The 18,206-nt window shown below is 64.9% G+C and carries 14 protein-coding genes and 5 pseudogenes; 7 read left to right on the top strand and 12 right to left on the bottom strand.

Features of this window, described 5'->3' with window-relative positions:
* Positions 1–38: 38 nt before the first annotated feature.
* Positions 39–329, bottom strand: a complete 291-nt coding sequence (locus tag ACIHCQ_RS43610) for a hypothetical protein (RefSeq protein WP_399674755.1) — start codon at positions 327–329, stop codon at positions 39–41.
* A gap of 750 nt (positions 330–1,079) precedes the next feature.
* Between ACIHCQ_RS43610 and ACIHCQ_RS43605 the strand changes: the two are divergent.
* The 3 genes and pseudogenes from ACIHCQ_RS43605 to ACIHCQ_RS43595 all read left to right on the top strand — a co-directional run bounded on the left by ACIHCQ_RS43605 (position 1,080) and on the right by ACIHCQ_RS43595 (position 4,184).
* Positions 1,080–1,830 (top strand): annotated as a pseudogene (locus tag ACIHCQ_RS43605) (transposase family protein).
* A 412-nt stretch (positions 1,831–2,242) separates the two neighbouring features.
* Positions 2,243–3,325 (top strand): M12 family metallopeptidase, encoded by a 1,083-nt coding sequence (locus ACIHCQ_RS43600; protein WP_399674754.1) that lies wholly within the window; start codon positions 2,243–2,245, stop codon positions 3,323–3,325.
* 514 nt (positions 3,326–3,839) lie between these two features.
* Entirely contained in the window at positions 3,840–4,184 is a 345-nt protein-coding gene (locus ACIHCQ_RS43595; protein WP_399674752.1) for a YbaY family lipoprotein, read from the top strand.
* A gap of 276 nt (positions 4,185–4,460) precedes the next feature.
* Here ACIHCQ_RS43595 and ACIHCQ_RS43590 read toward each other — a convergent pair.
* The 9 genes and pseudogenes from ACIHCQ_RS43590 to ACIHCQ_RS43550 all read right to left on the bottom strand — a co-directional run.
* Positions 4,461–4,598 (bottom strand): annotated as a pseudogene (locus tag ACIHCQ_RS43590) (IS5/IS1182 family transposase); the annotation flags it as partial.
* Positions 4,599–4,931: 333 nt separating this feature from the next.
* Positions 4,932–6,728 (bottom strand): M4 family metallopeptidase, encoded by a 1,797-nt coding sequence (locus ACIHCQ_RS43585; protein ID WP_399674750.1) that lies wholly within the window; start codon positions 6,726–6,728, stop codon positions 4,932–4,934.
* A gap of 311 nt (positions 6,729–7,039) precedes the next feature.
* Positions 7,040–7,390 (bottom strand): DUF1036 domain-containing protein, encoded by a 351-nt coding sequence (locus ACIHCQ_RS43580; protein ID WP_399674749.1) that lies wholly within the window; start codon positions 7,388–7,390, stop codon positions 7,040–7,042.
* 2 nt (positions 7,391–7,392) lie between these two features.
* Positions 7,393–7,596, bottom strand: coding sequence for a hypothetical protein (locus ACIHCQ_RS43575; protein ID WP_399674747.1), 204 nt, complete (start codon positions 7,594–7,596; stop codon positions 7,393–7,395).
* Positions 7,597–7,917: 321 nt separating this feature from the next.
* A pseudogene (locus ACIHCQ_RS43570) lies at positions 7,918–9,119 on the bottom strand (IS3 family transposase).
* A 98-nt stretch (positions 9,120–9,217) separates the two neighbouring features.
* Positions 9,218–9,373 carry a hypothetical protein gene (locus ACIHCQ_RS43565; protein WP_399674745.1) on the bottom strand — a complete coding sequence of 52 codons (156 nt, stop codon included), beginning with the start codon at positions 9,371–9,373 and terminating at the stop codon, positions 9,218–9,220.
* Positions 9,374–9,901: 528 nt separating this feature from the next.
* Positions 9,902–10,378, bottom strand: coding sequence for a hypothetical protein (locus tag ACIHCQ_RS43560; RefSeq protein ID WP_399674744.1), 477 nt, complete (start codon positions 10,376–10,378; stop codon positions 9,902–9,904).
* 342 nt (positions 10,379–10,720) lie between these two features.
* Entirely contained in the window at positions 10,721–11,419 is a 699-nt protein-coding gene (locus tag ACIHCQ_RS43555; protein ID WP_399674742.1) for a serine protease, read from the bottom strand.
* A gap of 392 nt (positions 11,420–11,811) precedes the next feature.
* Entirely contained in the window at positions 11,812–12,216 is a 405-nt protein-coding gene (locus tag ACIHCQ_RS43550; RefSeq protein WP_399674740.1) for a type II toxin-antitoxin system PemK/MazF family toxin, read from the bottom strand.
* A 165-nt stretch (positions 12,217–12,381) separates the two neighbouring features.
* On the opposite strand from ACIHCQ_RS43550, the pseudogene ACIHCQ_RS43545 reads away from it, so the two are divergent.
* Positions 12,382–13,617, top strand: a pseudogene (locus ACIHCQ_RS43545) (IS701 family transposase).
* A gap of 24 nt (positions 13,618–13,641) precedes the next feature.
* Here the strand turns inward: ACIHCQ_RS43545 and ACIHCQ_RS43540 are convergent.
* Positions 13,642–14,580: a hypothetical protein gene (locus tag ACIHCQ_RS43540; protein WP_399674738.1), complete on the bottom strand. Its 939-nt coding sequence runs from the start codon at positions 14,578–14,580 to the stop codon at positions 13,642–13,644.
* Positions 14,581–15,424: 844 nt separating this feature from the next.
* Between ACIHCQ_RS43540 and ACIHCQ_RS43535 the strand changes: the two genes are divergently transcribed.
* Positions 15,425–16,192 carry a hypothetical protein gene (locus ACIHCQ_RS43535; RefSeq protein ID WP_399674736.1) on the top strand — a complete coding sequence of 256 codons (768 nt, stop codon included), beginning with the start codon at positions 15,425–15,427 and terminating at the stop codon, positions 16,190–16,192.
* Positions 16,193–16,265: 73 nt separating this feature from the next.
* A pseudogene (locus ACIHCQ_RS43530) lies at positions 16,266–17,269 on the top strand (IS5 family transposase).
* 19 nt (positions 17,270–17,288) lie between these two features.
* Here the strand turns inward: ACIHCQ_RS43530 and ACIHCQ_RS43525 are convergent.
* Positions 17,289–17,477, bottom strand: coding sequence for a hypothetical protein (locus ACIHCQ_RS43525; RefSeq protein WP_399674735.1), 189 nt, complete (start codon positions 17,475–17,477; stop codon positions 17,289–17,291).
* Positions 17,478–17,487: 10 nt separating this feature from the next.
* On the opposite strand from ACIHCQ_RS43525, the gene ACIHCQ_RS43520 reads away from it, so the two are divergent.
* Positions 17,488–18,114, top strand: coding sequence for a hypothetical protein (locus tag ACIHCQ_RS43520; RefSeq protein WP_399674733.1), 627 nt, complete (start codon positions 17,488–17,490; stop codon positions 18,112–18,114).
* The last annotated feature ends 92 nt before the right edge of the window (positions 18,115–18,206 follow it).

The raw sequence follows: 18,206 nt of genomic DNA, 5'->3' as shown, positions 1-18,206 counted from the left end.
GGGACCGACCATCGGTCACGGGTCGGGGAGTTGGCGTCTCACTGCCCAACTCCTCTCATCTTCAGCGACCTCATGTCGCACATGCGCTCCCACTCTGCGAGCTCCGCCCGGCCGCGTTCGTCGTCGGCGAGGTGCTCGTGGCGGGAGTCCTGGCGTGCGTCGAATCGGGCGACCTCGAGGGCCGCCGCGACGGCGGCCGCGGTCATTCCCTTCGCGCGGCGCCGCACCACGCGCCGGCCGATGCGGGCGGGGTCGACCGGCTCTCGGGGCGCGGCCGCGCGGGGAACGGGTCGGCGGGCAGTGTGCCGGGGCGGCCAGGGGCTGCTCATCAGGGCCTCGCATTCGGGGTGCGGAATAAGGTGCGGGTCGCCGATACTGTGCCGAGGCTCGGTAGTTGTCAGCGACGGCACCGCATAGGCTGCGCAGAAACCAGGTCGAAGCAGCCGGACTGTCACCACAGAGGCGCTGGAGTTGTCACACACAGCCGATCAGTGGTCTTTCTGTCACCGGGGCGCGGTGTGACTCGCGACGACCTCATCGCCATGCTCCGCGAACAGACTCCGGCATGCGGGCCTGCACGTAACGCCTTGATCGCCGGGGCTGACTTCGTCGTCTGGGACGGCCTGGTCCCGGCCAACCGGCACGCGGGCGTCTTCCGGCGTCGAATGCACCACTCCTGGAGGCGTGGCCACACGATCGATGGCGCGGCCGACAGCGTCGACATCCCTTCTGCGAGCCGGGGAAGAGCCGCTTCGTACCGGATCCATCGACGCGGTGGACAGGTCGTCCTGGTTCATAATCTTCCTGAACTCCACGGCGACAGTAGTGGTGGCCTGCTGCGGCGGACGCCGACCCACCACCATGGAGTCGGCCGACACCCCCGAATCCGGCGCGCAACCTCGCAGGTGACAACAAGACTGCCTATGAGCTCGTAACACGATCTTGTTGAGGTGTACTGGTCAATGAGCTTCTTCGAGATGCCCCCCGATCAGGTGATGGTCCGCGGGCCGCAATGAGCGAGGCCCCTGGGCTGTTGATCGAGATGTCTGACGTCTCAACCACGCTGCTCGCGGGCCTCGTTGGTCATCTATCCTGCCGCACTCGACCTGCCGCATGCGCTCGTGGAATGGGTGACCATGCTCGTCGTCACCCCGCGAGGGTGACCGGCGCTGCAAGCTCCCCCCGTCTCAGCGAGCGATGGTGGCACTGGTGTACCTGCGTGAACACACCACCTTGGCGAAGATCGCTGCCGGGTTCGGGATCAGCGAGTCCACCGCCCACGCCTACACCAGCGCGGTCATCCACCTGCTTGCCGCGCGTGCGCCGGGCCTGCTGAAGGTCCTGCGCGAGGCCGACCCCGACTTCGCCTTGCTGGACGGCACCTTGGCCGAGTTCGACCGGGTCGGCGACTCACGCGCGGACTACTCCCACAAGCACCGTCGGCACGGAGTGAACGTGCAGGTGGTCACCGATCCGGATGGCCGGCTGCTGTGGCTCTCACCCGCGCTGCCGGGCCGCACTCACGATCTGACCGCCGCCCGCACCCACAGGATCATCCTCATCTGTGAGCGCCAGGGCGTGCCCGTCCTGGCCGATCTCGCCTACCAGGGCGGCGGCCCCTGGCTGACCACGGGCATCAAACGCAGGCCCCTGCAGGAACTCACCCTCACCGAGAAAACCGTCAACCGGGCCCTGGCTGCGGCAAGAGCACCCGTCGAACGCGGCGTCGCCCGCCTGAAGTCCTGGCGGATCTTCCGTAGATCCCGATGCAGTCCGAACCGCATGACGTCAATCGCCAAGGCTGTCCTCACCCTGGAGCGGCAACGCTGAAGAAGCTCACTGACTCACTCGATAAGTTGACAACGCCTGCAGGACCGTCGCAGAAGGGGGCGACCTCCGCGGGGTCGAGAAGCACCTCGTCGCCCGGGCCATGGGAACGCTTCCCGTACCGTCTCCCCCCAGGAACGGCCGCCCGGCCCCGTGGGCCAGGCCGCTGCGGAAAAATCTGCGTGGCATGGCGTTCCTGGCCAGGGCGCGCCTCCCGGGCGGCGTCGCACAGGCACAACAGGACAGCTCCGAGGACCTCTATTAAGCTTTTGGTGATCGCTGATTCCGTTCGGGTCACCTCGAACGATGAGGCGGTTACGAATAGTTGGCTTCCTGCAGGGACGACATGGCGCAAAGCTGGACGGAGCCTTCAGAAGCCAAACCCGTAAGCTCCTTCCCCTGCCTGGGAGTGGGTATGACCCACAAACAAGATCAAGGTGGCTCACAGGTGATGGGACGCGGCCCATTTCGTGTCGGGTCGGAAGCCTATTCCGGAGTCGTTGAGACGCAGACTCGCGGTCCGAAAGCCGTCCAGTACACGATTGTCGACGGTGAGCCCATCTTCGAAGGCGATATCGTCCTATCCCTCGTTGAACCCAGGACTATTGGGCAGGCCGCCGTGAGCGATGTGTCCCCGGAGGGAATCATCATTCCGGGCTCACAGTTTCGGTGGCCCAACGGGCGAGTTCCCTACGAAATCGATCCGAACCTGCCCAACCAGGCCCGGGTGACGAATGCGATAGCGCACTGGGAGCGCAACACCCGCCTGCGCTTCGTGCCGCGAACCAGTGCAGACACCAATTTCATCCGATTCCAGCCAGGCGGGGGCTGCAGCTCCCCCGTTGGCATGCGAGGGAACCAGCAAAACATCACGCTGGCCGATGGATGTGACACCGGATCGACCATCCACGAGATCGGGCACAGCGTCGGTCTCTGGCATGAGCAGAGCCGTGAGGACCGGGACACGTTTGTCACGATCAACTGGGCTAACATCCGCCAGCAGCACGCCCACAACTTCAATCAGCACATCGTCGACGGCGACGATGTCGGCCCGTACGACTATAACTCGATCATGCACTATCCGCGTCGGGCGTTCGCGATCAATGATCAGGTGGACACCATCACGCCGCGTCAGAATGCGCAGATCGGTCAGCGTGGGGGGCTCAGCCCGGGTGACTGCGCGGCGGTCCGGGCCATGTACCAGGACCTGGAGCCCAAGGCCGAGATCGGCGGTGTGCAGTTCCACGGCTCGCTTGCGGCCCTGTCCGCACGCCGGTGGTTCACCCATAGTTGGCCCGCAGCCTGGTACGTGCTGTGGAGCGTGGTGCCCACGGCGCCCGCTGTTGACGGTCCTGCTCAGATCGAGTGGTCGGTACAGGTCGCCCGGCAATCGGGAGGGCTGCTGAAGTACTTCATAACGGTACGCAATCTGACGTCCGGTCCGGTCGACATCGAGGCACGTTACGACGTACTCGGCTGGTCGCCAGACGCCCTGTGAGAGGAGGAGGACATGAGCCTCCAGCCGGTGAACGAAGCTTCTGACGGCGGTCCGGCCCCCACTCCGGCGGCGGGTCCGACCACCATGGGCGCACCCGCCACAGAGACCAATGACGGCGGCTCGGCACCCCAAGTTGAGAACGGCCGACCCCGGGTTGAGGCGCCACAGGTTACCGAAACTCGTGATGAGCACGGTGACGCGGAGGATGCCGGCCCCGCCCCAGACTTCATGAGCTGAGAAGGGATGAGCGCGATGCGCCTTGGAGTGCAGTTCCGCGGGCAAGTCCCGGCCGGGTCCACCCAGCGCTGGTTCACACACAGTTGGCCGGAGGCCTGGAGAGTCCATTGGACAGTGGTGCCCACCTGGCCCATGGTCGACGGTGACGCTCAGATGGAATGGAAAGTCCAAGTGGACCGGCAGTCGAACAACCTGCTCAAGTACTTCATCGAAGTCCGGAACCTGACCAACGCCCCACTGGACGTCGAGGCCCGCTACGCAGTGCTGAACTAGGCAGATGCGCGTAGCGGGAACGGTGCGGATTCCGCCCACGGCTCGCAACGTGGGTGCAGCCACACTGCGAGTACGGTTGCAGGACGTGAGTACGGCTGACGCTCCTGCCACCGTACTTGGAGAATTCCAGACCGAAGTCCGCGGGACCGTCGAGGAAATGGCGTCCATCCCTTTCTCCATCGATGCGGATATACCCGAAGACTGGCAAGGATGTCTAGACGTGTCCGCCCATGTCGATCGCGTGGGCGACGGCGCGATCCACGCCGGAGACCTGTTGTCGACCGCCAGTCACCCCGTCTCGTCCCGAGGCCAAATCGGCGTCGTGGTCGAAGTCCAGGTGGTCCGATGAGTTGACGGGTGCTCGAGGGTGCAAGGACCGCCGAGCGTTGACTGCTCGTCAAGTGCCACAGGCCTGTCTGTGTCGGCCTGCCGGGCTTGCTGCGCCGCTGTGGTCATCTCCTGGCGCAGGTCGACGAAGAGCTTGCGGTAGAAGGTGGGGTAGGCCAGGCCCTTGGCGAGCTGGTGGTGATTGGCAGTCCGCCGTGGTTCCCCGATAACCGCCGTCAGCCACCACGAATGCCTGGCCGCAGGCCGCCTCTATAAGGCGATTTGCAGTTGCCCGGCTCGGGTGGCCGACAGTAAAGATCAGACGGGTGTCCGCCTTGATCACCACCTGGAGATTCATCGAGTAACGGTAGTTCTTCGAGGGGGCTGCCACCGTCCGGTCATGGGTCGGGACGAGCGTTCCGTCCGCGATCAGAAGCTGTTTCACATCCGGTGATCACCCGCCACTTGGCCGGCCGTGAACCGAGTGCTGGCCGACCGCGCTCCGATCCGTCACGCGAACCAGGCGTTCGGATCATCCGGGACGCGGCGGCCTCTGTCCGGAGCGGCAGCCATGATCCTCGACGATGACGACCGCGATCTGATCGCGCTGCGGCGTACAGACACGCACCGGCTCGGGATGGTTATTGGGAGTCGCTGAGGCACCGTCCAGGACGTGCAGCACGTACGGGTGAAGCCTCCTTTGTGCTTCCGTCATCCACCACGGATGAGCGGGAGGTTTCATGCGGGTGCAGCGCGTCGACTGGTTCGTCTACCTGGGCGGTCGGGGGCTGGACTGGCGGTCGTCGGCGACGCTGGAGGACGTCGCCGGGTTCTTCTGTACCTCAATAGAGAACGTGCCGCGAAGGATCCCGACCGCAGCGAAGGCCGCTTCGACTGCGGCGACCTTGAAGGTCAGCTGGTTTGCGGGCAGTGCTCGGAAGAGAGTCCGCGCGCTGGCCACGACCGCGCGTCGGCTGTCTGTGAACTGCGAGGTTCGCGATAGCCGCTGCGTGAGGGCCAGATAGAACATGGCCGCCACCTCAGCTGGGCTCAGTTTGAGTGAGCCATCGTCGGCCTGTGCGGTGAACAAGTGGAAGGCCGCCTTGTTGTGGATCCCGCTGTTGACGTGCACCCCGCCCCAATCACCAGCCTGGGTATTGGGCAGCACGCGGAACTGATCCATGTGTGCCGGCTGCCTGAATCGAGGCGGGTCCGACAGGTCACGGAACGGCTTGTCCCCGGGCAGGAGGTTCTCACCCAGCAGCCAGTCCCAGGTGCGGGGATCCTCCTTCCCCGAGTTGGCGACGATCGTTCCGAAGATGTCGGAGTAGGACTCGTTGAGGGCACCCGACTGGAATGCGTACTCCAGACGTGAGGTGTGGTCCGTGACACCGTGGAACATTTCGTGCGCCACCACATCAATATTGGCGGACAGAGAGCGTAGTTCGTCTCCACGCAGCACTTGGCCGTAGACCATCTGCCGGCCATCCCAGAAGGCATTGTTCCATTGCTTGGGGCCGGGACTGCTGTCGGCGACGACGCAGTTGATGGTCGACCGCATGGGACCACCTCGTCCGTCAATGTTGTCCCGTCGCAGCACATTGCGCAGAAACTCGGATACCGCGACGGCGTTGGCGTGGGCGCTGACGGCGCTTGGTGTCCAGGTCGGCGGATTCGTGATGAGGGCACCCGGCAGCCGATCACGGTGGACGGAGGGGTCACCGAAGCTGAAGCCGAAGGTTTGCACGTTGTGGATGGGGTCGTTCATCACCAGGCTTTCGCCTTGCCGTGAGACGAGGAAGGTGCGCTTGACGTCGAAGCTGTCGGTCGCCGTCTGCTCTTCACCAGTGGTCATGCTGGGTGTGCGCGGCAAGATGGATACGACTTGCCCGTCGTGAGCGTCCACCACGTAGTCGACGAACCGGGGCGGCTCGAATTTGCTTTCCTGGCCCAACTGAAGCTCAACCGTGTGGTCCAGGGTCACCGGCACGTCTTCGAGGATGTACACGAGCCGCCAGCGAGACGCGGTAGCGTCGAAGTAGTGGTTCAGGCGAGGAACCACACCGGCCAGGACGGGTACATAACCATGCGGCGCGGTGGCGGCCGCTGCCAGGGCGTCGCCCGCCGAGACGGTGGCGACCGGGTCAACCTCCTGGGGCTCGCCGAGAGCTGAGTCGATGCCGATCAGATCGTTGGCCTTGTCGAGTTCTACGGTCACCAGTGAGCCGTAGACCGGGATGTCGTTCAGTGTCTGACGGAACTTCACCGTGCGGGTGTCGGTGAGCGGGATTGTCTCCGTGCCGATCGTCTTGAATCGGCTGGTGACTCCGTTCGCCACCGGAGCATTGAAGGACGGCACCATCGCGCTTGCCAGGGCCTGGTCGAGGTAGCGACGCGCCGCCATCTCGGGATCGAGGTCGCGCTCACTTTCGAGCCCCTCCGGCCTGACGCTGGGACGTGCAGCTTGCTCCTCCTGCAGTTGCGCGATGGTGCGGGACGACAACTCGTCGAATGTGTGCAACGAGAAGCTGCTCAGACCATTGTCTGCGGCTTGTTGGTTGGGCATGACGCTATTCCTTCCCGAGCGAGGTGCAGCGTATGCAGTGGGTGGGGCGATACCCGGAAACCGGCCGAGGTTGCCACCGCCCTCTCTGCCGCGCTCTCACCCACGAACAGGCAGTGGGCGACGGGGACAGCGGCGCGCTCCCGTGCGAGCTTGAAGAAGGCAGGCTGGGACTTTGTCCAGCCCCTCGACCGAACTGAACAGGCAGAGGCGGGGTTCGACCAGGCCCGACAATCCGGCATCGGTAAGCACCTTCGCTGCCCACCAAAGGCCGGGGGCCCGAAGCCGATAGCCTCGGGCCCCCGGCCTTTGGGTCAGGTGAGGTTGATCGTATGGTCGATCGAGGTCACCGGCGCGATTATCTTTTTCATGCCGAGCAGTCGGGAATCGCTGCTGCCCGTGGTCCAGCACCAGTCGAATGCCCGGTCTGGAAGTTGGGTGGTGAATCCGCCACTCCAGCTCCGACTTCTGTCCTGATTCTCCGCGAAAAAGAAGTACTTCGCCCCGTTGACCGGGCCGGAACGCACCTTCACCTCTGTGTTCGGAGCGATCCTGAACCATCCTTTCTTCGACCACGGGTCACCCTCCGACGCGCAGTCGCTGTTTGAATAAGCGTAAGCAACCCAAACAGCCGTCGACGTGCTGTTCTGGAAGTAGAGTCCCACGGTCATCCCTCCTGCGGCGTGGGGTCGTCACCGCGACCGTCGTCGCCGGCGTAGTCGCTCTCCATGCCGGGACGGTGGTCCTCACCGCTGGAGACCTCCGCCGTCCGATCCATCGGGACCGCCTCGCCCGTCTGGTCCGGACCGCGTGATCGCCGATATTCGGCAGCCTCATCCGCCGTCCAGGCCCGTGACAATTTCTCTGCCATAACGCGACACCTTCCTCGGTTGAGGCTGCCTCGAAACGGGCGTGTTGCCAGTTGGTCCCGTTTCACCAGGACCGAAGCGCCCGCCGGGGTCGCCGCTCTACCAGCGTTGTGAGTGAAGCTCCCACATATCCAAACTAGCTTCAGCGCATCCGCGTCGCATCTGGGCGAGTGATTAGGGAGATCCGACCACGAATGCAGGACACCAAGTCGCCAATCCCAAGAAATGCGAGCGGGGCCTTGGAAGGAGCCACGCGGTGCTCGTGTGCGATCTGGAGGGGCGGCGTTACAGTGAGGTTGATCCCCGGGAGTGGACACCGGGTTTCACGCGACGAGTGAGAGCGTACGTGACGTGATCAGTTGCTGTTCGAACTCGGCTGGTGTGAGATAGCCGAGCGCGGAATGCCGATGGCGCCGGTTGTAGTACGACAGCAGCGGAACAGCTCGAGCCGCGTCTGTGCCGAGGTCCAGCGCCTCCCATGGAGCAACTCGCGCTTGAGGCCCTGGAAGAACGACTCGGCGAGGGCATTGTCATAGCTTGAACCGACCCGGCCCATGCTGCGCCGAATGCCGTGCCGGCGGCACACTTCGGCGAAGGCGGCCGCACTGTACTGGGCGCCCCTGTCGGTGTGGAAAACGACGCCGCGAACCCGGCCGCCGCGGGTGGCCACGGCCATCTCGATCGCGTCGGTGACCAGCGAGGTGCGCATGTGGTCGGCGATCGACCAGCCCACCACCCTCCTCGAACAGATGTCGATCACCGTGGCGAGGTAGAGCCACTTCGCGCCGGCGGCTATGTAAGTGAAGTCGCCGCACCACCTGGTGTTCAGCGTGTCCGCGGTGAAGTCGCGCGTCACCAGGTCCGGCGCGGGCGGCGCGGTCCTGTCCGCGATCGTCGTCCGCTTCCTCTTCCGCAGGTGCCGCCCGACGATGTGGTTGATCCGCATCAGCCGGGTTACGCGCTTGCGGTTGATCCTCCATCCCCTCGCACGCAGCTCGGCTTGGACGCGCGGGGCGCCGTAGGCGCCCTGGTGCTCGGCGTGGATGGCGCGGATCTCGCTCACGGTCCGCTTCTCCTCTGCCTGGCGCTCGGCGCGGGCCTGCTCGGTGGCCAGATGCCGGTAGTAGCCGGCGCGGGATGCCCCGAGCACCCGGCAGATCCGCTGCACGCCGAAGCCGGCGCGGTTCTCGGAGATGAAGTCCCAGCGGCGGGGGCTCACTTCACCTCCCGAGCGAAATAGGCGGCTGCCCGGCGCAGGATCTCGCGCTCCAGGTGCCACTCCTTCTCCGCCTTCAGTAGCCGGGCGTTCTCCGCCCGCAGTCGGGCCAGCTCCTCCGCCTCGCTCCCGCCCTCGTCACGGGGTCCGGGCACGGCCTGTGAGTCGTCCTTGCGGACCCACGTCCGAAGCGACTCCGCGGTGATGCCGAGATCCGCGGCCACCGCCGCGTACGTCCGCTTGCCGGCCGCGGTAGAGCGCGACGGCATCCTTCCTGAACTCCTCCGGATACGGAGACTTGCGTCCCACCTGGACATCCCTCCCTGGACCGTCAAGATCCATTGTCAGGGCGTCCACTCCAAAGGATCATACTCACGGAAGGGGTGCCCCACAGCGCGGGACAGCGACTATTGGGACTTGCGGGCAGCCTTGCGGCGGGAGAGCTCAGCGGCATAGTCAGCTCGTGTGGAGCCAGCCTCCTTGGTCCACTTCTCGGCCCGGTTGATGTGCAGTCCGAGGAGGCGGCTGAGGACAACGGCGGGGAGTTCGGCGGAGAGCTCCATCAGCGTGGTGTTCCGAGCAGGCCGTGCCTTGATGCCCAGCCTCGTGTTCGAAGGCTCCGACGTACGTCGTCATCTGCTCCTCGAGCACCGCGAAGGTGCGCGGCGGACCGGCGTGGGTGATATCGGGACTGCTCGCGGCAGCATCGAGACGGGGGCAGCCCGGGCGGACTGTTGCGGGGGCCGGGGAGGTACTCGCCGCCTTTGTTGGCCTCGACAACCACGCAGTCGACCTGGTGCTCGTCGTAGAGGGCGGCAGCACGGCGCATCGCGACATTGCTGCTCATGCCGACTTTAGAGGTGAGGCGCCGAGCAGTTACGGAAGTGACGCGATTGTGCAGCATTCGGCGTGTTGGAGTATTGCTCACCGCCAGCACTCTGATGGACTCTTTTGATAATCTGCCTCGTGGAGAATGGTGCAGCGGCAGATCCTCGTTGTCCAACAAGAAGCCATCGAATAAGCGGCTGCCTCATCCCTGATGCCTCGTGCTGCGGAGCTGGAAGGCGCTGGATTGACGGGGAAGCTGTCGATCAGGTCTCCTGCTCGTTGGATGTAGCCGCAGGAGTGCTAAGGTCACGGTCCGCTTTTCTCACATCCTGTGGAGTGCTAGATGGCATGCGGGAGGTGCCGATTGCCTTGGCTACTCCTACCGCCGCCTCGCTGCCAAAGTAAAACCCGACGATGATCGTTACAATGTTGCGGAAATCATCAACCAGCATATTGCCTTTAATTGATTCCGCGAAATCATCGACCGTGAGAACATAAGAGAAGGTGATGAGGAAAGTGAGCAGGAAGCTCGAAGCCACCGCGATTCTCGCCCTCCGTGACGCCACATAGAGGCCTGCGAATGCCGCCAAGGCGACAATCGAGATGACTGCACCGATCACCGGTTCCCATGGCAGCCAATTGATTGCGATGTGCCCGCCGACCGCCGCAAAGGTGGAGCAACCGGCAGCCCATGAGAGGGCCGTCTTGCTATGAAGGAGGTCGTCATCACCATTTGACATGCCTGACATTATTGGAGCAGGCTGCGCCAATAACAATTAGGACGCGCGCTGGGACCGATTGAATGAGTGATGAAGTCCACCGAACAGACCAATAACCACGGAGTCATCCGAGTCGACCACCGGTAGAGGTCGAGATCACTTTCCTTACACTGAATCTGCGGCTTCACCCCTGGCCCAGGTGTGGGTGTCGGGCTGTCACTGCCACGCGGTCACGGAGAGTGACGCAATGCAAAGCATTCGGCGCGACGGAGTATTGCTCGCCGCTAGCACTCCTGGAAATGCAATATTTCCATCCTGTGGCCTGCAGCGGCACATGCCCCCTTGAAAGTAGCGAGAGAGAGCTCAACGAGACACGCTCACAACGACTCCCAGCCCATCCAAGAATCTAAGCACCGAATCAGCGGAGATCAGGAGGTTGTACCCACCCGAGCTATACAGTCGAACAACGCCGATGACATGACCCTTGGCGTTTACTGCCGGGCTACTGCTGAAACCATATGCAGTATCAAGCTTCGTCGTGATCATTGCGTCACCAGAAAAACCGCGGACTCTCACCTTAATGTCCGTGATGAGGCCCACGCGAACCTGTGGTTCAGGAGATGATCCAACATAGCCGATCGCGGTGATTTCCTCGCCGATTATCGCGGCGACCTCTTCTTCGGAGCGGCCTGGCGCTTGAAGCGTGAGCGCAGGCAAGTCTTGACGGCCAGTTTCGAGCAAAGCCAGATCGGTATCGTTATCCCACGCCACGACCATCGCATTCAATTTTTCCCCGGTGTTGAGCTGCACCTCCGCCCGTGCATCTGCCGTTCGGAGTGCGTGCGCCGTAGTGAGGACACGTCCCGGAGCGACGAAAAATCCGGAAGCGGCAGGTTGATCATCGACAATAAGACGCACAATGGAAGACTTCAGGGAATGGAATAGGGTGTCTAGTGATTTCTCCGCGACGACTGCTACCTCGCGTGGCGATCGTGCGGCAATGTGAGAAAGTGCAGATTTACTTCCTTCGCCACCGAAGATTTCTGCGAGCTTAGCTGCCAAGTTTGGATCACCTAGGGCATCAATTGCTAGGAGAGCCGCTCTCTTTTCTTGCTCCTTATCGGAGCCAAGATAGGGGATGAGTGGGGGGATTGTTGAGCTACGCTGCACAGTGAGTTCCCGCTCAGCGCGCGTAGCCTCACTTGCCCTTTGGTGCTTCGATACCGTAAATGTGGCCCATCCACCAATTGTTGCAATCATGAGTCCGGAGATCAATGGAGCCACGGAGGAAAGGCGGTCCCAGTTGTCCTTCTTGTTCCCCTTCGCTTCTCCTTTTAGTACTCCAGCCGTAGATCGTGATCTCGATGGTGAGGGGCGCCGAGGAGACAGGTGGCCAGCGTCGATCGTCTGGACGAGATCGACCACGCCATCGGGGGCGTCCGTTCCTTCTCGGCCTACGCGAGTCCGCCGAGACGGAGGGCGTCCCTCATCTCGCTGAGCTTCGCGGTCGTCGCCGGGGTCCACTCCTTCTCCTGTTCACCGAGTCGGAGGGCATCCTCGATCTCGCTGAGCTTCGCTGAGGACAGGGCGCCCGCCCGCTCGATCAGGTCGCCTCGGGACACGGTGGTCAGCCACGTGCAAGGGGTAAAGCCTGGACGCGGGAACGCGAACCGCAGCACGCCTTCAAAGGGCAGTCCTTCCACGGCTCCCACTGCCACTTCGACGCCCAGACCGCTGATGTCGACGCCCGCCGGAGCGACGACCTGCATCACCCGGATCCCGGACGCGTCGTCTCCCGACAGCAGTACGACCAGCCGCCGCTCGTCGAACTCGACCCACCAGACTTCGCCACGTTGCACATGTCCTCCTGACACGGGACGGCAGGCGGACGCTGCGCGACCCTGACGCGCTGTGGGACGGGTGCGGCCACCGTTGATCATCGGTGTGTGAAGACTGAAGATCATGCGGTGGCCGCAGGTCACAGCGTAGACCCTGCCCGCTGGCAGGAGGCGTTCGAGGGCCTGATGAGCCGGATAGCGGGGCGGTTTGCGCGGGTCGAACCCCGGCGTCGAGCGAGGCAGTTGGTGCTCGGGCTGCTGTCGGACCTGCCGCGCAAGAACTGCTGGACCATCGCCGAGTGGGCCGGGGAGGCCACCCCGGACGGCATGCAGCACCTGCTGGGGCGGGCCAAGTGGGAAGCCGACCAGGTACGCGACGACCTGCGCGAGTACGTGGTGGAGCACCTGCACGACGACCAGGCGGTGCTGGTGGTCGACGAGACCGGGGACGTGAAGAAGGGCACCGGCACGGTCGGCGTCCAGCGCCAGTACACCGGCACCGCGGGCAGGATCGAGAACGCCCAGGTCGCCGTCTACCTGGTCTACGCCGGCCGGCGCGGGCACGCGGCAGTGGACCGGGAACTGTACGTCCCGCGCTCCTGGACCTCCGACCCCGACCGCTGCCGCGCCGCCGGGCTTGGCGGGGAGACTCCCTTCGCCACCAAACCGGAGCTGGCCGCCCGCATGGTCGCCCGGTTCCTGGACGCCGGCCATTAGGCCGCATGGGTCGCGGGCGACGAGGTCTACGGCGGCAACCCCAAGCTGCGAGACGCACTGGAGAAACGCGGCACCGGCTACATCCTCGCGGTGGCCTGCTCGCACGAAGTCACCACCGGCGCGGGGAAGTTCCGTGCGGACACGCTGGCCAAGAAGGTGCCCAAACGGGCCTGGCAGAAGCTCTCCGCCGGGGCCGGAGCCAAGGGCCATCGCTTCTACGACTGGGCCGTCATCGACCTCGCCGACCCAAGGCCCGGCAGTCGCCAACTGCTGATCCGCCGCAACCGCAGCACCGGCGAACTCGCCTACTACCGCTGCTACTCGCCCACACCGGTGCCGCTGACCACGCTGGTGCGAGTCGCTGGATCAAGATGGCGAGTAGAGGAGTTCTTCCAATCCGGAAAGGGCCTGGCCGCCCTGGACGAGCATCAGGTCCGCCGCTACGCGTCCTGGTCCCGCTGGGTCACCCTGGGCATGCTCGCGCACGCCTTCCTCGCCATCGTCCGAGCAGACGAGCACACCCGCCGTCCTGCATGAGACGCCCTCATACCGCTCACCTGCAACGAGATCCAGCGCCTTTTCATCGCCCTGGTCATCCAACCCGTCCACGACGTTGCCCACCGGCTGGGCTGGTCCGCCTGGCGACGCCGCCACCAAGCCCGATCCCAGGCCAGCCACTACCAGCGACAAGCCGCCCAAACATGAAGATCACGATCTACGGCTGGAGTACTAGTCTGCGACCTTCACGTACGTCAGGTACGAACGCGGTCCGTGGAAGGTCGACTTTTGGAGTGTGGCCCCGTTGGCGAGGCCGTCACCAGGGCCGCCACCGCTCAGGATCGCTTGCACCCGGACCGTCTTCGACCCTTGCCCCGGGGACACGGTGACAAGTCCGGACAAGGAGGTCGGGCCGTGCTCGCAGTGCTGGAGTCGAGCGTCGGACGTGAACTGGTGCTGGGTCGATCCGCGGGGTTGGAGTTCGACGGTTCCGGAGTTCACGTCGATCAGGCGGACCTCGGTCCACAAGTTCGTGGCACTCCCGGAGTCGAGGGTTGCGCAGATGGTCGTGTCGACATCACCGATCACCAGGTACACGCCGGGTGCGGGAAGCGTGACCTGCAGTGCTGTGTTCGCCCACGTGTTGCTTGTGCGGGTCGGCCCGAGGTCCACGGAACCGACCGGGCCGGCCTCGCCGCGCTGGGGTGTCAGGTACGCCCTGACGGTGTAATTGCGCGGGCAGTCAACCGCGGCCGGGGGTGCCACGACGACATCGATCGACTGCCAGGCGTCGGCGATGCGGCCCGGCGCCGGGCCGGAGGTTCCGGTGACATGGGTCTCCGTGACACGCAGGCCCTGCTCGGTGGAGGTCAGTGCGTTGCACTCGTCCGGGTCGAGAATCGCGTGCGCGCTGACCGTGTAGGTCTGCGGGCAGTCGTCGGCGGCCGGGGGTGTCACGACAACGCCGATCGTCTCGTTGGCGTTGGGGCTCGGGCCGGAGGTTCCGGTGACGTGGGTCTTCGGGACACGCAGGCCCTGCTGGGTGCACGTCGCCGCGTTGCACTCGTCCGGGTCGATGATCAGGTCGGCCTGCAGTGGCTCCGGCGGGGTCGCCTCTCCGACCAGCGCGATACAGTCGCTGTTTTTGAATCGTGTCGGGCGTGGTGGCATGACACATCACTCCTTTGGCGTGGTTGTAGGCGGACTTCAGTTCCGCTACGGCTGCCCGAGTTCTGCCTATGCCAGGACCCTGCTGCGGCGGCCGTGGTGGACCAGCGTTCTAGCCCGGCCGAGGTGACCTTCTGCCCTGCCTCGTGAGGGCTTGATCGCTGGGGCGCAATTCGCCACGCCGGGTAGTTACCCAAATGGGTGAGGCAATAGTGGAAATCGAACCCGATAGGGTGGTAAGTCGGATCTACATACAAACCCTGATGTGCCAAGTGGCCGTTTCGGCCTGGCCGTTCGGAGCTTCGTGTGCTTGTTACCCACGCGGTCTCGGTCCGTCCAGTTCAGTCCCACAGGTCGTCAGGAACAAGATCAGCACGCATCCGGACACACTGCCGACCAGGATCGTCGAGCACAAGACCCGCAGCTCAACTCATTCTGAAACGATCAGTTATCCTGCTTCGCGCCGTATCAACCGCGCAACCCAAGCCCCCACGCCTCTGGCCTGCGAACACACGGAATGAACGAGGGCCGGCGGGATGGCGCGCCGATGCATCGCGGCTTATGTGAAAATCCCGCTTATCACCCTAACGGGGTCAATTTTCACTATTGATTATGCCAATTGGGTAATCCCCCGGCGGGGCGGTTTGCGCCCCAGTGGTCGAGCCCCCGGTGAGGAAAAGCAAACGCGTCCTACCGGGCGAGCCGGGGTGCCAGACCGTCACGGTTGCTGCGGCAGGGTCCCGGCACAAGCACGGCTCGGGCAGTCGCAGCGGAACTGAAGTCCGCCCACAGCCACACCGAAAGACGGCCGGGTCATCCCCGCCGCCACACAAGCCCGGAGGCCTACATGTGTAACACCCCTGTTCCCTGCGCACCGTACGGCGGCCGGACGCCGTGCGCCTCTTCGTGCCCGCCGCCGTGCCGCAGCACCTCGACGCTGCTGCTGTGCGACACCAGCACCACCCCAACCCCGGTCAGGCTCACGGTCGTCGACGACTCTGTCACCACGATTGGCCTCGGGCGGGGCAACCCGGACCTGGCGGGTTCGCATGCCGCCCTGTGGTCCGGCGGTGCCCTCACCTACCCGGCCGACCCGAACGCCTCCGCCGGCGACAACGGCCAGGTCTACCGCACTGCCGTCGGCCGCATCACCGCCACCCCGTCCAACTGCGAAGGAGCCACCGGAACCCTCTCCGTCTCCACACGCGTCACCCTGAACGGACCAGGTGCGGGCGTACTCCAAGACGGTTGGCTGTCGCTGTGGCGCAACACCACAACCATCGCCGAGGACAACGTGCTGCGGAACGCCCCCGTCGGCCACGTCGAGACACTGACCGTCTCCGCCCCCGTCACAGCGGCAGACCTCGCCAGCGGCGACCTCTACGTGGCCCTGGCCCTGGAAACCTTCCACGTCACCAGCAAGTCGTGGACCGCCGACCAGTTCTCCATCACCGCACAACTCAACGGATGCGCCGTGCAGTTCCTGCGCACCTTCGTCATCGACTGCAACACCGGCACCATCCTCTGCCATTCGGACACCACCCTGGACGGACGCCCGTACACGCCCACCGGCCAAGTCGGCCAGTGCAGCACACCCAACAGCACGTCGAGCTAGGGCGCGTATCGGGTCGTGATCAATTTGTGGGATTCGCCCTCGCGGCGGGGTCTGGACCGGTAGGTCTTCTTGCGTGACGCGAGCGCAACTGACCGATGACGAGTGGGAGTTCATCGGGCCGTACCTGCCGATCGGCGAGTACGGCCCGTACCCCGAGCGGCTGCGGCAGCAGTTCGAGGGTGTGATCTGGCGGTTCAGGACCGGCGGACAGTGGCGGGAGATGCCGGAGGAGTTCGGCGCCTGGTCGACCGTCCACAACCGCTTCCGGCAGTGGCGTGACGCCGGTGTCTTCGAGGCCCTGCTGGAGGGGCTGATCGCGGAAGCCGCGAAGCGGGGTGAGGTGGACCTGTCCTTGGTCAGCGTCGACTCCACCACCGCGCGCGCTCACCACGATGCTGCCGGGATGCACCTGGGCGAGGACGTCCTCACCGCCCTGGAGAAGGCTGCCGCCGATGCGGAGAAAGCCAGGTCAAAGGGGGCAGCCTCGAAGAACAGAACGGGCAGGACGCCGGGACCGATCCCGGGCGGGAGGAGCGCCGACGCATCCGGCGTCGGCGAAAACTCCGGCTGAAGGCTGCTCTTCTGGGACGCTCCAGGGGCGGGCAGACAAGCAAGGTCCACCTCGCCGCCGACCGCAAATGCCGCCCGCCGGCGTTCGTGCTGACCGCGGGCCAGGCCGCGGACAGCCCGCAGTTCATCCCCGTGCTGGGGAAGATACGGGTCCGCGGTCCCGCCGGCCGTCCCCGCACCCGGCCAGACGCGGTCGCCGGGGACAAGGCCTACTCGTCCCGCAGCAACCGGGCCCACCTGCGCAGACGCGGCATCAAGGCAGTGATCCCGGAGAAGAAGGACCAGGCCGCCAACCGGAGGAAGAAGGGCTCCGGGGGCGGTCGGCCCGTCAGCCACGACGCCGACCTCTACAAGGAGCGGAACACCGTCGAGCGCCTGATCAACAAGCTCAAGGCCTGGCGAGGCGTCGCCACCCGATACGACAAGATCCCAGATAGCTACCTCGCCGGCCTCCACCTGCGCGCCTCGATGATCTGGATCAAAGACCTCACCCGGACCGTCCATTGATCACGACTCGATACGCGCCCTAGTGCCGAATCAGGAGTGCGGCCGGGTCACCCCGCTGCCAGCGACGCCAGGAGGCGTACATGTGTAACACCCCTGTTCCCTGCGCACCGTACGGCGGCCGGACGCCGTGCGCCTCTTCGTGCCCGCCGCCGTGCCGCAGCACCTCGACGCTGCTGCTGTGCGACACCAGCACCGCGACCCCGGTCACGCTCACGATCGTGGACGACACTGTCGCCACTCTCGGACTGGAGGCGAGGTTCCCGGACGTGCCGGGTTCGCACGCCGCCCTGTGGTCCGGAGGCGCCCTCACCTACCCCGCCGACCCGAACGGCTCCGCCGGCGACGGCACCCAGGTCTACCGCACAGCCGTCGGCCGCATCACCGCCACCCCGCCCAACTGCGCAGGAGCCACCGGAACACTCACCGCCTCCGCACGCGTCACCCAGAACGGACCAGGCGCGGGCCAGGCCCAAGTCGGCTCACTGCGGCTGTATCGCAACACCACACTGACAGGCTTCGACAACGTGACGCCGAACGCCCCCGTCGGCCACGTCGAGACACTGACCGTCTCCGCCCCCGTCACAGCCGCAGACCTCGCCAGCGGCAACCTCTACGTGGCCCTGTACCTGGAAACCTTCCACATCACCAGCAAGTCGTGGACCGCCGACCAGTTCTCCATCACCGCACAACTCAACGGATGCACGGTGCAGTTCCTGCGCACCTTCGTCATCGACTGCAACACCGGCACCATCCTCTGCCATTCGGACACCACCCTGGACGGACGCCCGTACACGCCCACCGGCCAAGTCGGCCAGTGCAGCACACCCAACGACAGCTCGGTCTAGGGCCTGTTCCAGGTTCAGATCACTGTTCGGTCAAATGCGGCCCGTCGGGTGGCCGCGAAGCGGTAGATGTATCGGGTGACGCGTGGTGATCT

It is taken from the genome of Streptomyces sp. NPDC052236 (assembly GCF_044548015.1).
Classification (GTDB): Bacteria; Actinomycetota; Actinomycetes; order Streptomycetales; family Streptomycetaceae; genus Streptomyces.
This window is presented reverse-complemented; position numbering and strand designations above follow the sequence as displayed.

What these genes read in the sequence shown, in the direction of transcription:
- ACIHCQ_RS43585 (WP_399674750.1), bottom strand. Translation starts at nt 6,728, where the DNA reads ATGCCCAACCAACAAGCCGCAGACAATGGTCTGAGCAGCTTCTCGTTG.
- ACIHCQ_RS43535 (WP_399674736.1), top strand. Translation starts at nt 15,425, where the DNA reads ATGTGTAACACCCCTGTTCCCTGCGCACCGTACGGCGGCCGGACGCCG.
- ACIHCQ_RS43560 (WP_399674744.1), bottom strand. Translation starts at nt 10,378, where the DNA reads ATGTCAAATGGTGATGACGACCTCCTTCATAGCAAGACGGCCCTCTCA.
- ACIHCQ_RS43565 (WP_399674745.1), bottom strand. Translation starts at nt 9,373, where the DNA reads ATGGAGCTCTCCGCCGAACTCCCCGCCGTTGTCCTCAGCCGCCTCCTC.
- ACIHCQ_RS43540 (WP_399674738.1), bottom strand. Translation starts at nt 14,580, where the DNA reads ATGCCACCACGCCCGACACGATTCAAAAACAGCGACTGTATCGCGCTG.
- ACIHCQ_RS43610 (WP_399674755.1), bottom strand. Translation starts at nt 329, where the DNA reads ATGAGCAGCCCCTGGCCGCCCCGGCACACTGCCCGCCGACCCGTTCCC.
- ACIHCQ_RS43600 (WP_399674754.1), top strand. Translation starts at nt 2,243, where the DNA reads ATGACCCACAAACAAGATCAAGGTGGCTCACAGGTGATGGGACGCGGC.
- ACIHCQ_RS43595 (WP_399674752.1), top strand. Translation starts at nt 3,840, where the DNA reads ATGCGCGTAGCGGGAACGGTGCGGATTCCGCCCACGGCTCGCAACGTG.
- ACIHCQ_RS43575 (WP_399674747.1), bottom strand. Translation starts at nt 7,596, where the DNA reads ATGGCAGAGAAATTGTCACGGGCCTGGACGGCGGATGAGGCTGCCGAA.